The sequence below is a fragment of the Arthrobacter sp. Dra40 genome (assembly GCF_059091905.1).
In genome coordinates, this window is sequence record NZ_JBNHHB010000003.1 from 66,151 (window position 1) to 86,008 (window position 19,858).

17 protein-coding genes are annotated in these 19,858 nt (G+C 67.4%); 3 read left to right on the plus strand and 14 right to left on the minus strand.

Annotated elements, in window-relative coordinates:
• Positions 1-10 precede the first annotated feature (10 nt).
• The 7 genes from AC5RWT_RS02735 to AC5RWT_RS02765 all read right to left on the minus strand — a co-directional run bounded on the left by AC5RWT_RS02735 (position 11) and on the right by AC5RWT_RS02765 (position 7,827).
• Positions 11-1,315: a deoxyguanosinetriphosphate triphosphohydrolase gene (locus tag AC5RWT_RS02735; protein WP_494079033.1), complete on the minus strand. Its 1,305-nt coding sequence runs from the start codon at positions 1,313-1,315 to the stop codon at positions 11-13.
• Entirely contained in the window at positions 1,299-2,480 is a 1,182-nt protein-coding gene (dusB, locus tag AC5RWT_RS02740) for a tRNA dihydrouridine synthase DusB (protein WP_494079034.1), read from the minus strand. The genes AC5RWT_RS02735 and dusB overlap by 17 nt, the downstream gene beginning before the upstream one ends.
• A gap of 116 nt (positions 2,481-2,596) precedes the next feature.
• Entirely contained in the window at positions 2,597-3,265 is a 669-nt protein-coding gene (locus tag AC5RWT_RS02745; RefSeq protein ID WP_494079035.1) for an HAD family hydrolase, read from the minus strand.
• A gap of 23 nt (positions 3,266-3,288) precedes the next feature.
• Positions 3,289-4,197: a GNAT family N-acetyltransferase gene (locus tag AC5RWT_RS02750; RefSeq protein WP_494044754.1), complete on the minus strand. Its 909-nt coding sequence runs from the start codon at positions 4,195-4,197 to the stop codon at positions 3,289-3,291.
• A 77-nt stretch (positions 4,198-4,274) separates the two neighbouring features.
• Positions 4,275-5,663 (minus strand): glycine--tRNA ligase, encoded by a 1,389-nt coding sequence (locus AC5RWT_RS02755; protein ID WP_136784178.1) that lies wholly within the window; start codon positions 5,661-5,663, stop codon positions 4,275-4,277.
• 174 nt (positions 5,664-5,837) lie between these two features.
• Positions 5,838-6,806 carry a DMT family transporter gene (locus AC5RWT_RS02760; RefSeq protein WP_494079036.1) on the minus strand — a complete coding sequence of 323 codons (969 nt, stop codon included), beginning with the start codon at positions 6,804-6,806 and terminating at the stop codon, positions 5,838-5,840.
• Positions 6,807-6,816: 10 nt separating this feature from the next.
• Positions 6,817-7,827, minus strand: coding sequence for a DMT family transporter (locus AC5RWT_RS02765; protein ID WP_494079037.1), 1,011 nt, complete (start codon positions 7,825-7,827; stop codon positions 6,817-6,819).
• A 42-nt stretch (positions 7,828-7,869) separates the two neighbouring features.
• On the opposite strand from AC5RWT_RS02765, the gene AC5RWT_RS02770 reads away from it, so the two are divergent.
• On the plus strand, positions 7,870-8,097 hold the full coding sequence (locus AC5RWT_RS02770; protein ID WP_494044750.1) for an RNA-binding S4 domain-containing protein: 228 nt from the start codon (positions 7,870-7,872) through the stop codon (positions 8,095-8,097).
• Positions 8,098-8,239: 142 nt separating this feature from the next.
• Here AC5RWT_RS02770 and AC5RWT_RS02775 read toward each other — a convergent pair whose 3' ends face one another.
• Together AC5RWT_RS02775 and AC5RWT_RS02780 are read right to left on the minus strand one after the other, a co-directional pair.
• Entirely contained in the window at positions 8,240-8,890 is a 651-nt protein-coding gene (locus tag AC5RWT_RS02775) for an alpha/beta hydrolase (protein WP_494079038.1), read from the minus strand.
• A gap of 92 nt (positions 8,891-8,982) precedes the next feature.
• Positions 8,983-10,044 carry an alpha/beta fold hydrolase gene (locus AC5RWT_RS02780; RefSeq protein WP_494079039.1) on the minus strand — a complete coding sequence of 354 codons (1,062 nt, stop codon included), beginning with the start codon at positions 10,042-10,044 and terminating at the stop codon, positions 8,983-8,985.
• Positions 10,045-10,197: 153 nt separating this feature from the next.
• On the opposite strand from AC5RWT_RS02780, the gene AC5RWT_RS02785 reads away from it, so the two are divergent.
• Positions 10,198-11,040: an SGNH/GDSL hydrolase family protein gene (locus AC5RWT_RS02785; protein WP_494079040.1), complete on the plus strand. Its 843-nt coding sequence runs from the start codon at positions 10,198-10,200 to the stop codon at positions 11,038-11,040.
• Between the two features lie 10 nt (positions 11,041-11,050).
• A complete protein-coding gene (locus tag AC5RWT_RS02790; protein WP_494079041.1) occupies positions 11,051-12,214 on the plus strand; it encodes a winged helix DNA-binding domain-containing protein in 1,164 nt (387 codons plus the stop codon).
• A 10-nt stretch (positions 12,215-12,224) separates the two neighbouring features.
• Here the strand turns inward: AC5RWT_RS02790 and AC5RWT_RS02795 are convergent, their stop codons facing one another.
• The 5 genes from AC5RWT_RS02795 to metX form a co-directional block, all read right to left on the minus strand.
• The gene (locus tag AC5RWT_RS02795) at positions 12,225-15,347 is read right to left on the minus strand and encodes an alpha-mannosidase (RefSeq protein ID WP_494079042.1); all 3,123 of its coding nucleotides are present in this window, start codon (positions 15,345-15,347) and stop codon (positions 12,225-12,227) included.
• Positions 15,348-15,376: 29 nt separating this feature from the next.
• Positions 15,377-16,231, minus strand: coding sequence for a carbohydrate ABC transporter permease (locus tag AC5RWT_RS02800; protein WP_494079043.1), 855 nt, complete (start codon positions 16,229-16,231; stop codon positions 15,377-15,379).
• Positions 16,232-16,235: 4 nt separating this feature from the next.
• Positions 16,236-17,087: a carbohydrate ABC transporter permease gene (locus tag AC5RWT_RS02805; protein ID WP_494079113.1), complete on the minus strand. Its 852-nt coding sequence runs from the start codon at positions 17,085-17,087 to the stop codon at positions 16,236-16,238.
• Between the two features lie 95 nt (positions 17,088-17,182).
• Complete coding sequence (locus AC5RWT_RS02810) at positions 17,183-18,544, minus strand: extracellular solute-binding protein (protein ID WP_494079044.1); 1,362 nt, start codon at positions 18,542-18,544, stop codon at positions 17,183-17,185.
• A gap of 220 nt (positions 18,545-18,764) precedes the next feature.
• Complete coding sequence (gene metX, locus AC5RWT_RS02815; RefSeq protein ID WP_494079114.1) at positions 18,765-19,835, minus strand: homoserine O-acetyltransferase MetX; 1,071 nt, start codon at positions 19,833-19,835, stop codon at positions 18,765-18,767.
• Between the last annotated feature and the right edge of the window lie 23 nt (positions 19,836-19,858).

Consider the following 19,858-nt stretch of genomic DNA (forward strand, 5'->3'; position numbering starts at 1 on the left):
GTGCGCGGCATCAGAGCAGCGTCCGGTGGGCCCCCATCAGGCTTTCGTGCAGCGCCAGAGCGGACACATCCGTAAGCGAGGCGATCTGGTCGATCACCACGCGCAGGCGCGCACCGTCGTCCTCGGCGTCCCGCCAATCGGAGGCAAAAGGCTCTTCCAGATGCTTCTCCCCGGTGGCGTGGAGCTCGCTGACCAGGTCGTGCAGGATTTCCTGCTGGTGCTCGTAGACCGGCTGGCGCAGATCCGTGGTCATCACGAACGTGGTGGCCAGCCCCTTCATCACGGCGATCTCGGTGGCGGTCCCCTGCGGCACCACCAGCTCGGCCTCGTAGCGCGTCAGCTGCTGCGGGCCGTAGATGGAGCGGGTGGCTTCCATCGCGCTGGAGCAGAAACGGCCGATCAACTGGCTGGTCATGTCCTTCAGCGCGGCCATCGCCTTGCGGCTGCCGTCCGCCTCGCGCACCCAGACCCCGGATTGCTCCAGCCGGGTGAGGGCGTCGTCCACTTCCTGGGCGTCGCTCGTGGGCAGATACCACTGCTGCGTATAGCCGATGACCCGGCTGCGGGTGTCGGCGCTGTCCAACCATTTGAGCTGGATGCGCCCGGCCACGATGGCGTCCTCGACGTCGTGCACGGAGTAGGAGATGTCGTCGGCCAGATCCATCACCTGGGCCTCCAGGCAGGAGCGGCGTTCGGTGGCTCCTTCGCGCAGCCAGTTGAAGACGGGAAGGTCGTCCTCGTAGGCGCCGAACTTGCTGGTCCGTTTGCCGTGGATGACCGGCGCGTCGTCCGCGGTCCACGGGTACTTGCAGGCCGCGTCCAGGCTGGCCCGGGTCAGGTTGAGGCCGGCCGGAGAGCCGTCCGGGCGCAGGATCTTCGGCTCCAGCCGGGTGAGCAGCCGAAGCGTCTGGGCGTTGCCTTCGAAACCACCGATGGCATGCGCGGCCGCGTTGAGCGCGGTCTCCCCGTTGTGGCCAAAAGGAGGATGGCCAAGGTCGTGGGAGAGGCAGGCTGCGTCCACCACGTCCGGGTCGCAGCCCAGCGTCCGGCCGAGTTCGCGGCCTACCTGCGCCACCTCCAGGCTGTGGGTCAGCCGGGTCCGGACGAAGTCGTCAGTGTCCGGGGACACCACTTGCGTCTTGGCGCCCAGACGGCGCAGCGCCGACGAATGCAGTACCCGGGCGCGGTCCCGTTCGAACTGCGTGCGGTAGGTACTCTTCGGTTCCTCCGCGTACCAGCGTTCCTGATCGAAGTCCGAGTATCCCGGCGTGGGTGGCGCAGGGTGGCCGGTACGCGCCTCAGCCACCGGAGACATCCAGCTCTGCCGCGGCGATCATCGCCTTGTGGTCGGCGTTCAGCTCCCGGCTGGAGAGCCAGCCGTCCGGCAGCGCCGGGCGCTTGGGCGAACCGGCGCGGCCCCGCGGACCCTCGGCATCTGCACCCGGGTAGGGCGCATCGGCGTCCAGTTCGGCCAGCAGCTCGCGGAGCACCGCGAGCGTGGGCACCTGGGCCAGCGCGGCCCGCAGTTCGCCGCCCACGGAGTACCCCTTGAAGTACCAGGCCACATGCTTGCGGATATCCCGCAGCGCCTTTCCTTCGTCCTCGAAATAATCCACCAGCAGCTCGGCGTGCCGGTAGAAACTGTCCGCAACGTCCTTCAGTCCCGGGCGGAAACGCTTGTCCGTGCCCTCGAAGGCCGCCTGCAGATCGCCGAACAGCCAGGGACGGCCTTGGCAGCCACGGCCGACGACGACGCCGTCCACCCCGGTCTGCTGCACCATCCGTACCGCGTCCTCGGCGCTCCAGATGTCGCCGTTGCCCAGTACCGGGACGTCCGGCAGTGCCTCGCGCAGTTCGGCAATCGCGTTCCAGTCCGCTTGACCTGAATAGAACTGGCTGGCCGTGCGGCCGTGGAGAGCGACGGCGGCCACGCCGGCGTCGCGGGCGATCTTGCCGGCCTCGATAAAGGTGAGGTGGTCGTCGTCGATCCCCTTGCGCATCTTGATGGTCAACGGCACGTTGCCCTTCGCGGCCTCGCGGGTCGCGGCCTGGACGATCGCGGTGAACAGCTCGGTTTTCCACGGGAGTGCGGAACCGCCGCCGCGGCGGGTGACTTTGGGTACCGGGCAGCCAAAGTTCAAATCGATGTGGTCGGCGCGATCTTCCTGCACCAGCAGCCGGACAGCCGCACCCACCGTTTTGGGATCCACGCCGTACAGCTGGACGGAGCGCACGTCCTCATCCTCGTCGTGCGAGATGATCCGCATCGACTCGCGGTTGCGTTCTACGAGCGCTCGGGAAGTGACCATTTCCGCCACGTACAGGCCGCCACCGTACTCGCGGCAGAGCCGGCGGAACGCCTTGTTGGTAATGCCGGCCATCGGAGCCAGGACTACGGGGGTTTCGACGGTGATCGGCCCGAGTTTGAGCGGCGGCAGCTCAAGCTTGGTGGCCGATTCGGAGGCAGCGGTAAGTGTCACCCGTCCATTCTCTCAAAACCGGGCAAATCCCGCGTCATCGGCACCTGCGCTTGTCGATCGCCACATGGGCGAAAAGGCCGCCCGGCCGCCGTCGGAAAGACCGAGTCCCCCAACGTCTACGCGCGCAGGAGGCCGCCGAGGGCGCTTTCGGAAAAGTGTGCCAGCAGATCCTGCGGGTTCCGGTACACCTCGGCGGCGCCTGCCTGGGTCAGGACGTCCGCCGGGGTACCGCCGCATTCGAGTCCGATGCAGGGAATCCCGAGCTCGCCCGCCGCTTGGATATCCCAGACGGCGTCGCCAACAAAGACGGTGTCTTCAGCCCGCAGCCCGGCCGAGTCCAGGGCCGCCTGCAGGATGTCCGGCGCAGGCTTGCTGTTATCGGCGTCCGCCGAGCTGGTGGCGGCGGTGATCGACCCGTCGGCGTCGATGACCCGGCGCAACACCTTCAGTTCGGCTTCCTCGGCTGAGGATGCCAGCACGACGGCGAGGCCCTCCCCTGCCGCGCGCTCCACCAATTCCCGGGCTCCGTCAAAGCGGCGAAGCGCAGGCCAGTAGGTGGAGAAGACGGCCCCGTGGGCGGCCTTGAGTTGCTCGTCCCCGGACCGGTCGCGGCCGTCGTCGAGCAATTCCTCGACGAGCCGGCCCCCGCCCATCCCGACACAGCGGTGGATGGCAGCCATCGGAACGTCGATGTCTGCCTGCCGGAAGGCCTGCCACCAAGCCAGCACGTGCAGGTAGTTGGAGTCCACCAGCGTCCCGTCGACGTCGAACAGTACACCCTTCATGTCCGCTCCCCTCTCTCGGCGTGTCAGTCGCTAACGATGGAGGTTGCCGGGCCCAGCTGCCGGGCGAGGCCGGAGTCCAGCAGCGGCTGCAGCACAGCCACCACGGCGGTCATCGAATCGTCGACCTCCAGCTGCACCGGATACTGGGCCACCAGCATCGCCAGCAGAGCGCGCACCGCTGCCTCGGCTTCTTCGGCCGGCAGGGCAGTGTCGTAGCCCAGCAGCACGTCCGCCGGCGCGTCGGTACGCTCGTGTGTGTAGCTGATGGCGAAGGCCTGGATGGTGCCACCCTCGGCCTTCGGCGCGCTGCGCAGCACCACCGCGCCGCCGGCTCCCGCGGACTCGCTGAGCAGCATCTGCTGCGCCCGGCCCACGGTCATGTCCGCCCGGTCCCACACGTGGACGGAGTTGTAGAAGTCAGCCACCGCGCGGGTCAGCTCCACCGACCCGGTGGCCGCCTCCTCCAACTGCGGGCCGGTCTCGCCCAGGGCCGGCAGCGGCAGCGCCCCGGGCGAAACCTGCACCACGCGTGAGCTTTGGATCTGGGTCAGGCCGGCCGCCCGGGCAAATGCGGCACCGGACGTGTCCGGCTCCACCTTGGCCCGCAGCTTCCGCACTCCCGACGGCGCTTGCTCGGCTTCGGCGCGTAGCCTCGCCAGCAGGTCACTGGCCACTCCAGCGCCGCGATGCCCTCGGGCAACCTCGACGTAAACCCAGAGCCGGTCCGGGTGCAGGCTGGTCTCGTAGACCGCGCCCGCGGCAACCGCTATCCCCTGGTCCTCCGCCACGATGCACCGCGACCAAGGCTGGTCGGCGGACGGCCGGAGCATGGCCCGGAAATGGCCGGCCTGGCCGGTTTCCGGATCGCCCCAGATTTCCAGCAGGGCCAGGTCATCGTCCTCGCGCCAGTCGCGGTAGGTCAGCTGGGCCATGGTTCTCCTTCAACGGGTGCGCCGCCCTGGAACGGGCGGTTCCTGCGGCGGTTACGGATGTCTGAGCGTGCCTGGGATCAGGCGCCGATAAGACGGGCCGCCAGATAGCCTTCGACCTTGTCCAACGAGACGCGCTCCTGGGCCATCGAGTCGCGTTCCCGGATGGTCACCGCCTGGTCCTCGAGGGTGTCGAAGTCCACGGTGATGCAGAACGGGGTGCCGATCTCGTCCTGGCGGCGGTAACGGCGGCCGATGGCGCCGGCGTCGTCGAAGTCGATGTTCCAGTTCTTGCGCAGCGCCGCACCCAATTCCTTGGCCTTGGGCGAGAGGTCCTCGTTGCGGGACAGCGGCAGCACCGCGGCCTTGACCGGGGCCAGCCGCGGATCCAGCCGCAGCACGGTGCGCTTGTCCACCCCGCCCTTGGCGTTCGGCGCCTCGTCCTCGGTGTAGGCGTCCACCAAGAACGCCATGAAGGACCGGGTCAGGCCCGCGGCCGGCTCGATCACGTACGGGGTGTAACGCTCGTTGGTGGCCTGGTTGAAGTAGCTCAGGTCGGTGCCGGAGTGCTTGGTATGCGTGGACAGGTCGAAGTCCGTCCGGTTGGCGATGCCTTCCAGCTCGCCCCATTCCGAGCCTTGGAAGCCGAAGCGGTACTCGACGTCGGTGGTGCCCTTGGAGTAGTGGCTCAGCTTTTCCAGCGGGTGCTCGAAGAGGCGCAAATTGTCCCGGTTGATGCCCAGGTCCACGTACCACTGCAGCCGGGCGTCGATCCAGTACTGGTGCCATTCTTCGTCCGTGCCCGGCTCCACGAAGAACTCCATCTCCATCTGCTCGAATTCACGGGTGCGGAAGATGAAGTTGCCCGGCGTGATCTCGTTGCGGAAGCTCTTGCCGATCTGGCCGATGCCGAACGGCGGCTTCTTGCGCGAGGTGGTCAGCACGTTGTTGAAGTTCACGAAGATGCCCTGCGCGGTCTCGGGGCGCAGGTAGTGCATGCCTTCCTCGTGGGCCACCGGGCCGAGGAAGGTCTTGAGCAGGCCGGAGAATTCCTGCGGTTCGGTCCATTCGCCCTTGGTGCCGCAGTTGGCGCAGGCGATGTCCTTGAGGCCGTTTTCCGGCGCCCGGCCCTTCTTCTCCTCGTATTCTTCCTCGAGGTGGTCGGCACGGTAGCGCTTGTGGCAGTTGAGGCATTCCACCAGCGGGTCGGAAAAGACGTCCACATGGCCCGATGCTTCCCAGACCTGGCGCGGCAGGATCACCGAGGAGTCCAGCCCGACCACATCGTCGCGGCCGCGCACCATGGTCTGCCACCACTGGCGCTTGATGTTTTCCTTCAGCTCGACGCCGAGCGGCCCGTAGTCCCATGCGGAGCGGGATCCACCGTAAATCTCACCAGCCTGGAAAACGAAGCCGCGGCGCTTGGCCAACGAGATGATCGAATCGAGGACTGATTTGGCTGCTGCCATGAGGTGGTTCTCCGTATCTCTCCAGGGCCGCTGGGTGCGGTCCGAGGGTTGTCATGGCACAGATCCGTCCGGCGGTTCCGGATACGGATCGGCGCATAGCGAAGCTACAACGTTAGCCTACCGAAAACGCTGCCCCGAACCCGAATGAGGGCAGTCGCGGCCGCAGCGGTGCCGTCAGCGGTTGCTGAAGGAACGCCGTTGCCACGGCAGTGTGCCGAGCACAGCCGCCAGGAGGGTCAACAGCGTGCCCAGCACCGTCGCCGTCGTAATCACGGTGCCCGGCGCCGGCACCGTCAGGTCCAGCAGCAGCGAGCCCAGGATCTGGCCGGAAATCATGCCCAGGCCGGTCTGCAGCACGCCCAGCGCACGGACCAGCACCGCGGCCAGCGCGATGAACGCACAGCCGATGGGTCCCCCCAGGTAATACCACCACTCGGCCGGCAGCGGATTGCCCACGCCGGAAACCGCCACTTTGATGCCCCAGGCCGCCCACAGCAGCGCACCGCCCACCACGAAGTTGATCAACGTGGCGGGCCACGGCGATCCGTAGTGCATGGTCTGCACCCCGTTCAGGGCCTGCTGGAAGCTTTGCAGGAAGCCCGCAACCAGCGGCAGCAACACCGGCAGCAGCCAGGCGCCGGCCGGGCCGCCGAGGCTGAGCTTGGGCGACACCGCCCAGGCCACCGCCAGCACGGTGAGCACGGCGCTGATGACGCGGATTCCGGTGACCGGGCTGCGTCCGCCCGGGCCCCAGCCCAGCCGGTCCACCAGCAAACCCGAGATGGTTTGCCCGGTCACGGCCGCGACCGTGAACAGCGCGATGCCGATCAGTACGACGGTTTCGGCCTGGCTCAGGACCAGGAAGGCGCCGCTGCTGCCTGCCAGCAAGTACCAGCGCGGGAACTTCCGATCCCGCAGCGCCGGGACCACGCGGCGCAGCCCCCGCCGGGCCGCAGGCAGCAGCAGGCAGAGCGCCGCCAGCAGCACCAGGCCGGTGCTGAAACTGACGACGGCGGCCGCCAGTCCGTCGTCGAGCCGCGCACCGAGGGCACCGTTGATCCTGCCCTGAATGGGCATGCAGACGCCTGCCGCGACGGCCAAGGGCAGGCCGACGGCCAACGGCAGACGATGGTGGTTAGGCACACCAACCACTTTAGGGCCGGGGCGCCGCCCCTGCGCCGGAAGGCTCCGCCGCACGGTTCCGCAGCCCCGCCGTCCAGCGCGGCGCCGGCACGGCGGCCAACAGCAGCGCGGCCATGGCCAGCAGGGTGCCCAGGACAGTGGCGGGAGCCAGCAGGGTCCCGGGCACGGGGAACCACGCATCCAGGGCGAGCGATCCGAGCAGTTGCCCGGCGATCATCCCGATTCCGGCCAGCAGGACGCCGAGCGAGCGCACCAGGATGTTGGCAAAGATGACGAACATGCAGCCCATCGGACCGGCCAGGTAGTACCACCACTCGGACGGCAGCGGGTTGCCGGTGCCCGCCACCGCCGCCTTCGCCAGCCAGGCCATCCACAGCGCGAGGCTGCCCATAGCGAAATTGATCAGCGTCGCCGTCAGCGGGGTGCCGTAATGCACGCTGGCCGTTCCGTTCATCGCCTGTTGGAAGCTGCGGAGGAAGCCGGCCGCCAGGGGCAGCAGCACCAATAAGAGCCAGAGGCCGCCAGCGTCGACCGAGAACTTCGGCGACGCCGCCCAGACGACTGCCACCAAGGTCAGCGCCGCGCTGGCGATCCGCCGAGCGGTGATCGCCTTCCGTCCCGCCGGCCCCAGCCCCATCCGGTCCACCAGCAGGCCGCTGAGCGAGGTTCCGGCGACGGTGGCCACGATGAACAGGGCGATGCCGATCTGCGGGACGGTCAGGCCTTGGGACAACACCATGAAGGCGCCGAGGCACCCAGCCAGCAGGTACCCGCGCGGAAAGCGCCGTTCGCGCAGGGCGGGGGCAATACGGCGAATTCCGGCGCGGCCGCCGGGCAGCACCAGGGTCACCACCACCATCACCGCCAGCCCCACACTGAAACTGACCACCGCGGCGGCCAGTCCGTCGTCGAGCTTCGTACCGAGCGCGCCGGTGATCCGACCCTGCACGGGGATGGCCAGGCCGGTGCCGACGGCCAGCGGCAGGCTCAGGATCAGCGGAAGCGGCGAGGTACTGGACACACTGGACACCCTATGCCGAGCGAGGTCAGGCATGATGGAGGCATGGCTTCCGACGAAATGCATGACGTGCCGATCCGCGACGAAATGATCCGGCTGGGCCAGCTGCTCAAGCTGGCCAACCTTGCCGAGGACGGCATCCAGGCCAAGGAATTCGTCGAGAACGGGCTGGTCAAGGTGAACGGCGAGATCGAGACCCGCCGGGGACGCCAGCTGCACGCCGGCGACACGGTCAACTGCAACGGCGAAACGGTCCGCGTCAGCCGCGGCTGAGCTTCACCCTTAGGCCAAGCACGGCTTTAAAGTACGACGGCGGCGCGCGCCTTGGCAGGCAGCGCGCCGCCGGGGCGCTTGTCACCGCGGGAACGGTATGTCTCCGCGGGAACGGTATGTCGCCGCGGGGACGCCGTCGGACCTATTGGGCGTTCAGCACCTTGTAGGTCAGGAATTCCTTCACGTGCGACAGCTCCTGTGCGTTGATGCCGTGGCCGATGCCGGAATAGAGAACCTTGGTCAGGTCTACATGCTCGTTCGCCCACTCATGGGTGAATTCGATCTTGTCGGCGGTGATGACCGGGTCCTCCTGGTCGCGGCCCCAGAAAACCGGCGGCTTGATGGCCTTGACGGCGTCATCGCGGAAGAACTCGTTGCCATCGGCGGGCACGGCGAATCCGGAGAGCCCGACGACGGCGGCAATTTCCTCCGGCCGGTGACGCAGCACCGATGTTGCCACTGCCATGCCCATCGAGAAGCCCAGCACCGAAACGCTGCTGTGCTGGCCCTTGACGCTGTCCAGCCAGGTCACCACGTCGCCGACGGCCTTGGTCACCTTGTCCACGGAAAAGTCCGGCTCGTGCATCAGCGGGAACCAGGTGAAGCCTGGCCCCATCGCCACCGGCGCGCGGACGGCAGCCACGGTGAATTCCTCCGGGAGCCCGGGCACCAGGCCCATGAGGTCCTGCTCGTGGGATCCGTAGCCATGGAAGAGCACCAGCAGCGGGGTGCCCGCCCGTTCCTGCTCGGGCTTGGACCAGGCAACCACGGGCTGATAAGTAGTTTCAGTCATGCCGTCCATGATCCCACAAAACTCCCATTACTTGAAAGTTTGAGTTTCTCCGGACTGGCGAGACGGTCGTCGCTCCCGTAGAAGTCCGGCGCCTACGCCGCCGTGCCGCTCCGCTCAATGTGTGCCGTCAATTCGGCAATGAACCGGTCGGGATACTCCAGGTGCGGCGAGTGCCCGCAGTTTTCCAACAGGACCTCGGTGAAGCGGCCGCCGTTGGCCGCATACTTTTCCAGCACCGCCCGGGTCTGCGAGACCATCGGCTGCAGCGGGGCCGCCTCCTCCCCCGGCCAGCCCGGCAGCACGCCGGCCTTGCCCAGACAATTCAGGTCAAAGAACGAAGCATCGGAAACGATGGCGTCGCTATCGCCGTGGATCCACAGGATGTCCGGCTTGTCCGGCAGGTCCACCAGGGCGCTGGTATTGAAGACTCCCGGCGCCATCGTGTTGAGCACGCCCCGCCGCCCCGGAGCAAAGCCCGGCCAATTCTGCGACGGGACCGAATCCCCGGGATAGTTGTCGGGACCGGTCTTGGTACTGAGCATCGACTCAACCCAGATGCGCTCATGTGGGGACTGGAAACCGGCATGCACATAAGTGGAGCGGTAGACCGACAGCGGCGAGGCGGGTGCGTCGTCGCTCGTGTCGCCTGATTCCAGTCGCGCCACGAAATCCGGGTTGGCACCGCCGCCGCCGGTTCCGGCGTCGTCCTCGGTCAGCCGCCGGCCCTCCGGACCTGCCGTCCCGCCGAAGCCGTACGGCGAGACCGGCGCCTGCAGCGCGAGGCTGAGGACCGGGTGTTCCAGCGCGTACTGCATCGCCACGCCCCCGCCCATGCTCCAGCCGACCAAGTGCGCGGGGGTCACCTCCAGGGCTTCGAGCAGCCCGTGGAGGTCATCGGCAAAGTCACGCAGCCCACGGCTTGCGTCCACCGGGGCCGTGTCCGTCTGGCCGAAACCCCGCAGATCCGGTGCCAGAAGGCGGTACTCCGGCGGCAGGGCCTGCATGGTCTCCTGCCAGAACAGCGAGGAGGAGACATTTCCGTGCACCAGGACCACCGGAATGCCGTCCGGCCGGTCGCCGGCGCGCTCCAGGACATTCAAGGTCAACCGCGCGGTCGGCACCCGCCGCGCAGTGATTCCCGCCAGCAATTCCATCTCAGCTCCTCGAGATCGAGTCAGCCGGGGTGGCCGCTCCAGCTCACAGACTAGCCAAAGATCCCGGCGCGGACCATGTTTTCCTGAAAGATGATTCAGGTTTGACTCTGCGCTATCTGTGCATCCGCGGCGGCTTCTTGGGAGAATGTACCTGTGAGTAACTTGTCCCGTACCGAAGCACCGTCCGCTGCTGCCGGTGCCGGCCACCCCTGGAGCCGCTTCGTAGCCATTGGTGATTCCTTCACCGAAGGAATTGGCGACCCTGATCCGGCCAGTCCGGGCGGCTACCGCGGCTGGGCCGATCGTGTCGCCGAGGAACTGGCCCGCGGCCACCAGGACTTCGCCTACGCCAACCTCGCCATCCGCGGCCGCCTGCTGCAGCAGATCATCGATGAACAGATCGAACCGGCCCTGGCGCTGAATCCCGATCTCGTTTCGCTCTGCGCCGGCGGCAATGACGTGCTCCGGCCCCGCGCGGACCCGGATGCCCTGGCTGAGAAAATGGACCAGGCCGTCGCCAGATTGGCTGCTTCCGGGGCGACCATCGTGTTGTTCACCGCGCCCGACGTCGGCGACACGCCACTGTTCGGGAGTGTCCGCGCCAGGGCCGCCATCTACAACGAGAACCTGCGCACGGTGGCCGCCCGCCACGACGCCGTCATCGCAGACATGTGGGCCCTGCGGCAGCTGAAAGCGCCGCAGATGTGGGCGCCGGACCGGCTGCATTTCTCTCCGCTCGGGCACCACACCATTGCCGCCATGGTGCTGGACGCACTCAACGTCGAACATACGCTGCAGCCGGAGGCGCCCAAACCGATGCTGCCCAAGCGCTGGCGCGCCGCCCGCACCGAGGACCTGGTGTGGGCCCGCCAGCATTTCATGCCGTGGGTGCTGCGCAGGATCCGGCACCAGTCCTCCGGCGACGGGATCCTGCCCAAGCGTCCGGCCGCCGACCCGTTCTTCGGTCCGGGCATGCCTCCCGGCACCGCTGTCTGACGGACCTGCCGTGCAGCAACCGGATCCCCAGGACATCCGCCGCCACCGTTTGCGGGCCCAACGACTCTGGGACCATCCCGCGGACGACGCCGATGCCGCCTTGCGCTGGCTCCTCGCCTTCCAGTCGCAGGAGTATGCCTACGCCCGCTGGTCGCTGGCGCAACGGACCGGCGGACCGGCCCGGGACAACGCGGTGGACGTCGATGCGGCGATCGCCGCCGGCACCATCCTTCGCACGCACATCCTGCGGCCCACCTGGCACTTTGTGCACCGCGACGATCTGCGCTGGCTGATGCTGCTCTGCGAACCCCGGCTCAAAGCAGGCAACAAGGGCCGGGACCGGCAACTAGGACTGGACGCGGCGACCGTCGCACTCAGCAATGACGTGCTGGCCGCGGCGGTCGCTGACGACCGGCACCGCACCCGGGACGAACTCGCTGCCCGGTTGACCGAAGCGGGGCTGCTCGAGGACGACGTGGTGAAGCTGAACGGCGCGCCGCTGCGCGGCCAGCGGCTGGGCCACCTGGTGTTACATGCCGAGATGGACCGGATCCTCGTCAGCGGAACGCCGCGGTCCGCGGCATCCGGCGCCGTGTTGCAAACGTATGCGTCCTTCGACGAACGCGTCACGCCGCTGACAGCGGACTTTGACCGGGACGCAGCACTGGCGCAGCTCACCGCGCGGTACTTCGCCAGCCGCGGGCCCGCCTCGGTGAAGGACTGCTCCGACTGGTCCAAGCTGCCACAGGCGGACATCAGGCGCGGGCTGGAAGCCGGCGGGCAGAAAGGACTGGAGCGGACCGAAGCCGATGGCGTGGAGCTCTGGTTCTCCCCCGCGGCCGGGACCAGCGGCGGAACGCCCACGGCAGGGAACGAACCGCCCCGCGCCGACCTGATCCAGTGCTACGACGAATACGTCATGGGCTACACCAAAACACGCGGCTACCTGGGCGGCTCCGCCCCTGCGGCGCTGAGCAGCACGGTGCCGCAGCATGTGCTGCTGCTGGACGGGAAGATGGCCGGCAACTGGAAACACGTCCTCAAGCCCGGCGCCGCCGAGCTGCGGCTCAAGCCGCTGCGCGCGTTCAGCGCCGCGGAGCGGCAGGCCGTGGACCACGCCGTGGAACGCTACGCGGCGTTCCTGCGCCGGCCGCTCACGCTGGAACTGGCCTGAACCGCCGTCGTCACGTGCCGGTGACGCCGCGGAAACGGAGGGTCAACAACTGGAACGGCCGCAGTTCGAACCTGACCGAGCGCTCCACCGGCAGCTCCAGCCCGACACCGTCCACGTCGCGCTCCAACAAGTCCGTGGCCGATACGCCCGCGAAGCCGAAGCCGGCGCTGATCGAGGCCTTCGCCCGGCTGCCGAAGGCCTCGTAGCAGCGCAGGATCACGTCGCCGCTCTGGTCCTCCGCCAGCTTGACGGCTTCGACGACCACTGCCGGGTTGTCCACGCTGAACAGCGGTTCCACCGGGCCGGGGCCCACCCCGTGTACGCGGCGCGGAGGCAGGTTGAGCCGGTAGCCGGCCCGCACCGCCTCCGGAATGCCGGCACCGATCACCAGCGACGTCCGGAACATGTGCGCGCCCTGGTCGGCCTGCGGATCAGGGAACAACGGCGCCCGCAGCAGCGACTGCCGTACCACGGTGGCGGGCGTGGCGGTCGGATCGGTCCGTCGGATGTCGTGCCCATAGGTGCAGTCATTGGCGACGGCGACGCCGAAGCCGGGCTCGCCCACCTGCACCCAGCGGTGCGCGCAGGTTTCGAACCGCGCTGCGTCCCAGGACGTATTGCTGTGCGTGGGCCGGAAGACGTGGCCGAACTGGATCTCCGATGCCGCCCGGTCTGTATGGAGGTCAAGCGGGAAGGCCAGCTTCAGCAGTTTCTGGCGCTCATGCCAGTCGACCGTCGTCTCGAACTCCAGCGATCGGGAACCGGCGGCCAGCCAGACCGTCTGCGCAACCTGCGAGGCGCCGAACCGACGGCGGACGCGGAGCCCGGCGCAGGTAGCCCGGGCCGGCGTCGTGCCGAAAGGAGCCTCCTCGGAGCCCTCCGCATCCGGAAGGGCGCCGGGGTCCACGGTGTTGAAAAGCGCCTCGATCGCATCGACCTCCCGCAGCTCCTGGCCAACAAACTTGTAGTGCTCCTCCAGATCCCAGGCATCCCACCTGGTCGGCGTGTCGCGGAAGAGCTGCAGCAGGTTTCCTTGCGTGCCGGCGGGAATGACCTCCCGTCCGGTGTCCAAGTCCACGAGTGAGGAGATCAGGCCCTCTGAGTCGATCACCACCCGGAGCAGGTCGTTGGACAGCAGCCAGACGTCGCCACTGAGTTCGATGCCCACTTTTGACACCGCGCCCGGGGCGGATGGGTGCGCGGCGCTCACGCCGCTCATCGCGGGCACGCCGTCCGCCGGATATGGCCCGGCGTTGGCCACGGCGCTGCCGGCGCCCCGGCCGAGGAGGGCACGCAGCGAACCGTCGATCAGGCCCTCCAGCTCCGCCGCCAACCTTGCGTAGTTGGCCTCCGCCTCGCGGTGCACCCAGGCGATCGATGAGCCGGGCAGGATGTCATGGAACTGCTGCAGCAGCACGGTCTGCCACGCCCGCTCCAGCGCATCATAGGGATAGGGCGCAACGCCCCGCACCGCCGCCGTCGCCGCCCAGAGCTCGGCCTCGCGCAGCAGATGCTCGCTGCGGCGGTTGCCCCGTTTGGTGCGCGCCTGCGATGTGTAGGTGCCCCGGTGGTATTCCAGATACAGCTCCCCCGACCACACCGGCGGCCGGACATATTCTTCCTCGGCGGCGCGGAAGAACCGCTGCGGACTGGAGAGCTGCACGCGCGGCGAGCCTTCCAGATCGGCTGTGCGGTGCGCGGCGGCGAGCATCTCGCGCGTCGGTCCGCCGCCGCCGTCGCCGTAGCCGAAGGGCAGCAGCGAGGTGTTGGCGGCTCCCTTCTCCGCGAAGCGCCGTTCCGCCCGGGCAAGCTCGACCGCGGTCAGCTCGGCACTGTAGGTATCTGCGGGCGGGAAGTGGGTGAAAATCCGGGTGCCATCGATTCCCTCCCACCAAAACGTGTGGTGGGGAAAGGTGTTGGTTTCGTTCCAGGACAGTTTCTGGGTCAGGAACCAGCGGGCTCCGGCGGCGCGGGCAATCTGCGGCATCGCCGCGGAGTAGCCGAAGGAGTCCGGCAGCCAGACCTCCTGCGGATCGACGCCGAACTCGGCTCGGAAGAACTTCTTCCCGGCGATGAACTGGCGGGCCAGCGCCTCGCCGCCGGGCATGTTCGTGTCCGATTCGACCCACATTCCACCGGCCGGGACAAAACGGCCGGCCCTGACCTGGTTGGCCACCCGTGCGAACAGCTCCGGATATCCCTCCTTCAGCCAGGCATACTGCTGCGCGGAGGACGCGGCGAAGACGAACTCCGGGTCCGACTCCAGCAGCGCCAGTACGTTCGCGAAGGTGCGGGCAATCTTGCGCTTGGTCTCGCGGACGGGCCAGAGCCAGGCGCTGTCAATGTGCGCGTGGCCGACCGCGTGGATCCGGTGCGCGCTGCCGGCTGCCGGGGCGGCGAGCACCGGTTCCAGGACGGCCCGGCCGGCCGCCGCGGTGCCGGCGATGTCCACGGGGTCCAGCACATTAAGTGCGTCCTCCAGCGCGCGCAGGATCTGGGCGCGGCGTGGCTGACCCGGGTCGAGCCGGAGCATGAGCTGCTCCAGCACCGCGAAGTCCTGCAGCAGTTCCCAGGCCGCGACGTCGCGCAGCGCAATGTCGGCACGGCGGAAGGTGTAGCACGGGTTCCGCCCGGTGGTGGCGGGGTCCCCCAACGGCGTGGGCTGGAAGTTGAAGTTCTCGATCAGGTCCGGGTTGGCCGCCGCCTCCAGATAAAGCTCGACGGCGGCACCGGGCTGCGCGTCCAGCGGCACGTAGGCGTTGCGCGGCTCGATGGCCTTGATGATCCCGCCCTGCGGGGTGTAGACCAGCCCTTCGGCCTGGAAACCCGGGATCCCGGGCGTGAACCCCGGGTCCAGCAACAGCTCCGGCCGGTGCCCGGCGTCCACTGCCCATTCCGCCGGGATCTCCCCAGTGAGCCGAAACCAACTGGTGGACCAAGGCGGTCCCCAGGTACTGCCCGCCGCGAACTCGGTGAAGCCGGCCGCGACGGCCTCCCTGAACGGGACCGGTTCGCCCGGAACATGCCAGGCGTGGAGCCGAGCCGGAACCGCCAGCGGGTAGACCGCCGGGTGCAGCCGTTCGAGCATGAACCGGCGGATCCGCGCCTCGACGTGGGCCCCGTCGTCGTGCATGGCACCGTCCTTTCTGCCAAGCGGCTGGATCAGCCCTTGACCGCGCCGGCCATCGCGAAGGAACCGCCAATCCCGCGTGAGACCAGTATGTAGAGCAGCACCACGGGGACCGAGTACAGGACCGAGTATGCCGCCAACTGCCCGTAGGCTATGGCACCATGCTGGCCGAAGAAGCTGAAGATGCTCACCGCCGCGGGCTGCTTGGCAGAAGAAAGCAGCAGGATGAAGGGGACAAAGAAATTCCCCCACGCCTGGATGAAGACAAAGATGAAAACCACGGCGAGTCCCGGACGCATCAGCGGCACCACGATTCTGGCTAGGGCGTTCATCGCCGAGGCGCCGTCTACCCAGGCCGCCTCTTCCAAGCTGACCGGGACGGAATCCATGAAATTCTTCGTCATCCAGATCGCCATCGGCAGCGAAGACGCCGCCATGAAAAGCGTAGTGGCCGCCAGCGAGTCGAGGAAGTTCAGCTGCACGAACAGGCTGTAGACCGGGACCATGATCGCCGTGATGGGAAGGCACGTTCCGAACAACACGACGTATAGGAACGGCTTATTGAAACGCATCTGGTACCGCGAGAGCGGATAGGCCGCCAACACCGCTGCCAGCACGGTGACCACCGCGGTCCCTCCGGACAGCAGGAAGCTGTTGAGCAGCGGCACGAAGGTCAATTCCGGGGTGAGCACCGCCGCGTAGTTGGCCGCGGACACCTCGGACGGGAACTGTGTCTGATAGCTGGCCTGCGGATCCAGCGATGCCAGGATCAGCCAGCTCAACGGCAGCAAGAAGCATGCTGCGATGACCAGCAAGGAGACGTTCGCCAGCACCGCAACAGTACTGCGCCGGCCGGAAGCCACGGACAGCGGACCGGGACGGTTCATCGGCTCAGCCCTTTCTTTCGCGCAGCGCACGGATGTAGATGACCGAAAAGACCGCCCCGATCAACAGCATGACGACGGCGATGGCGGTGCCGTAGCCCACGTCGCTGTATCGGAAGGCCTCCTCGTAGGCCATGAGCGGCAGCGTGGTGCTGGCTCCTGCCGGGCCGCCGGCCGTCATCACGTAGATCAGGGTGAAGACCGAAAGCGTCTGCAGGGTGATCAGCATCAAGTTGGTGGCAATGCTGTGCCGGATCATCGGCAGGGTGATGTACCACAATCGCTTTGACCCGCCGGCGCCGTCGATCATCGCCGCTTCGGTGATCTCCTCCGGCACATCGTTGAGCGCCGCTTGGTACACCATCATGGAGAACGCCGTTCCCCGCCAGATATTGGCCAAGATCACCGCTAGCATCGGGACCGTAAACAGCCAGTCTGTCCCGTCGACGCCGAAAAGTGCCGTGAGTTGGTTCAGGGTTCCATCCCGGTTGAAAAAGGCATAGGCCACGAAGCCAGCCACGATTTCCGGCAATACCCAGGCCGCCACCACGCAGACGCCCACGACCGCGGAAACCGCCTTGCTTGCTTTCGTCATCAGCAGCGCGATCCCCAGGCCCAGCAGGTTCTGGCCGAGCACCGCGGAGACAAGGACGAAAATTACCGTCAGCCAGAGCGACTGCAGGAAGTCCGGATCGCCAAGCAGCTCGGTATAGTTTTCCAGCCCGACCCACTGCGGGTCCTTGGCGGCGACGCCGGTCAGCGAAGCATTGGTCAAGGATCCGTAGAAGGACCAGAGGATCGGGCCGGCCAGGAACAGACCCAGCAGCACCGCGGCCGGGCCGACCGGCAGGAGCCGCAGGACAGTCCTCCCCGGCGGGCGGCGCGGGCGGCGCTGCTCAGTGCCGCGACGCGTTTCGGCGTCGCGGGCCACCACCTCGGCGGCTGTCACTGCTGCTACTTCTGTACTGTGTTTTCTTCGCCGACAAGGTCGGTGACGGCGGCGTCGAACTCGGCCGCGGCCTCCTCGGGTGTCTTCTTCCCCATCATCACCGCTTCGGTGGCCTCCTGGACGGCGGTTGAAATCTGCGGGTAGTCGGCTGTAGCGGGCCGATAATTCGTCACCGAGACCAGCTCCGAGACCTCGCCGACGAACGGATTGGCCTCCAAGTAGGCGGGGTCCTTGGCGACATCGGTACGGACCGCGATCTGCGAATTGGCCACGGTGTACTGCAGCGAGTTCTCCTGGCTCATCACCTCGGTGAGGAATTCGAACGCGAGATCAGGATCCGCTGTATTGGCCCCTACCGCCAGTGTCCAGCCGCCGGACATGCTGACCGCACCTGGCTCCTGCCCGTTCTGCGTGGGGAACGGTGCCACGCCCATCACGTCGGTATATTCGGGCCAGTCCACCAGCCCTCCCTCTTGCCAGAACGACGGCGAGTAGGAACCTTCCACCGTTCCGCCCAATTTGTTCTCGGGAAACAGCTGACCGAAGACCTTCTGCCACACGTTCGGGTCCAGGGCCTCGGCCGGTGTGACTGCCAGCTCCTCCTGATAGAGCGTCTGCAGGAAGGCCAACGAGTCGATGAAGCCTTGCGAGCCGACGACCCACTTGCCTTCAGCGTCGTCATAGAGGGTGTCGCCGGTGCCATACAGCAGCTGGTAGAAACTCTGCATGACGGTGCCTTCGCCGGTGCCCGTGCCGGCGTAGAGGTTGAACGGGACCACATCCGGTTGCGAGGATTTGATGGCCCGGGCCGCCTCCAGGATGGCGCTCCAGTCCTTCGGTGCCCAGGGGACGTCGACGCCGGCCTCCTGCAGAACTTTCTTGTTGTACCAAATGGCCCGTGTATCCGTGCCCAGCGGGACTGCGTAGATACTGCCGTCGTCGGCACGGCCGGCTTCTTTGGCTCCCTCGTTGAATTTCGCCCAGTCATCCCACTCGGCCAGATACTGATCCAGATTCAGGAGGTAGCCTGCGTCCACGTCCGAACGGATCTTGAAGGTGTCCTCGTAGAACACGTCCGGGGCGGTGTCCGGCGATCGCTGGGATAAGGCGAGCTTGGTCGCGTAGTCTTCGTCGCTGCCGGTGATGGGCTCCAAATTGACTGTCACGCCGTCGTGCGCAGCCTCAAAGTCGGCCTTCGCCTTCTTCATCACCTCATTCATCGTGGCATTCGCCTCGGTGGTCTGGTACACGATCCGCAGTGCGGAACCTTGGGAGGTTTCCCCCTCCCCACCCCCGCCGCCACAGCCGGCCAGCGCCAGCGCTCCGACGGCCAGCAACGACACTTTAATGCGGTAATCACGCAACATGGTTCCCCCTCGTTTGGAGGCTTCCGGGCCAAACGCCGTCGGCGTGGTCAGGGGCCTACCGGCATGCTACCGAGGGGCTCCATCGAATAGATTTATTCGTCCTAACCGTGATCAAACTGCAATGCGAGCCGCCGGGGCTAAACCGCCACCGCCCTCACCGTCCGAAAGGCACGCAGCAGTAGTTGGGGTCAGCCGGGAGCTGCGTCAGCCGGGAGCTGGGTCAGGCCTGCGGGAAGAACGCCTGGGTGAGCGCGTCATGCAGCTGGTGGACGTCGGTCAGGAAACCGTCGTGGCCCAGCGGCGTTTCTATGGTGTGCACCTTGACCGATCCGGGCAATGCCTCGGCCAACTGCCGGGACTGTTCCGGGAAGTAGAGACGGTCGGAATCCACCGCCGCAATGAAGAATTCCGTCTCCTCAAGGCCGCCCAGGGAATGCTCCAGCGAGCCGCGGCCGCGGGAAACGTCGTGGCTGACCAGGGCCTCGGTGAGCAGGATGTAGCTGTTGGCGTCGAAGCGGGAAACCAGCTTCTCCGCCTGGTAGTCCAGGTAGCTTTCCACTGCATACCGGCCTCGGGCCGACGGCGTGATCCCGCCGAACGGCTGTTCCTCCGCCTGCGCCGAGCGGCCGAACCGGTACTCCAGTTCCGGCTCCGAACGGTAGTTGATGTGGGCGATCCGCCGGGCGATGCCCAATCCGGCTTCGGGGGCAGGACCGCCGTAGTAGTCACCGCCGGCAAAGCTGGGATCCAGCCGGATGGCCGCGACCTGCGCTTGGGCAAACGCGATCTGTTCGGCGGTGCTGGCTGCCCCGCACGCCAGCACAGCGCACCGTGCCGTGCGCTCCGGGAAGGTTGCTGCCCACTCGAGCGCGCGAGCCCCGCCCATCGAGCCGCCGAGGACAGCATGCCAGCGGCGGATGCCGAGCGCATCGGCGAGCCGTGCCTCGGCCCGGACGGAATCGCGGATGGTGACGAACGGAAACCGCGATCCCCACGGCGAGCCGTCCGGTGCCGGCGACGCCGGGCCGGTGGAGCCGTAGCAGCCGCCAACCATGTTGGCGGCCACCACGAAATAGCGCTCCGTGTCGATGGTGGCACCGGGACCGACCAGGTCGTCCCACCAGCCGTCCTCGTCGGAGGCGCCGCGGGCCACATGCGTACTGCCGGTCAGGGCGTGCTCGATCAGGACGGCGTTCGACGCATCCGCGTTCAGGGTGCCCCAGGTTTCATAGCCCAGGACAACCTCGGGCAGATAGCCGCCGGCTTCCAACTCCAGCGCACCAACAGGCATCCTGCGCAGGACGCCATCCGTCG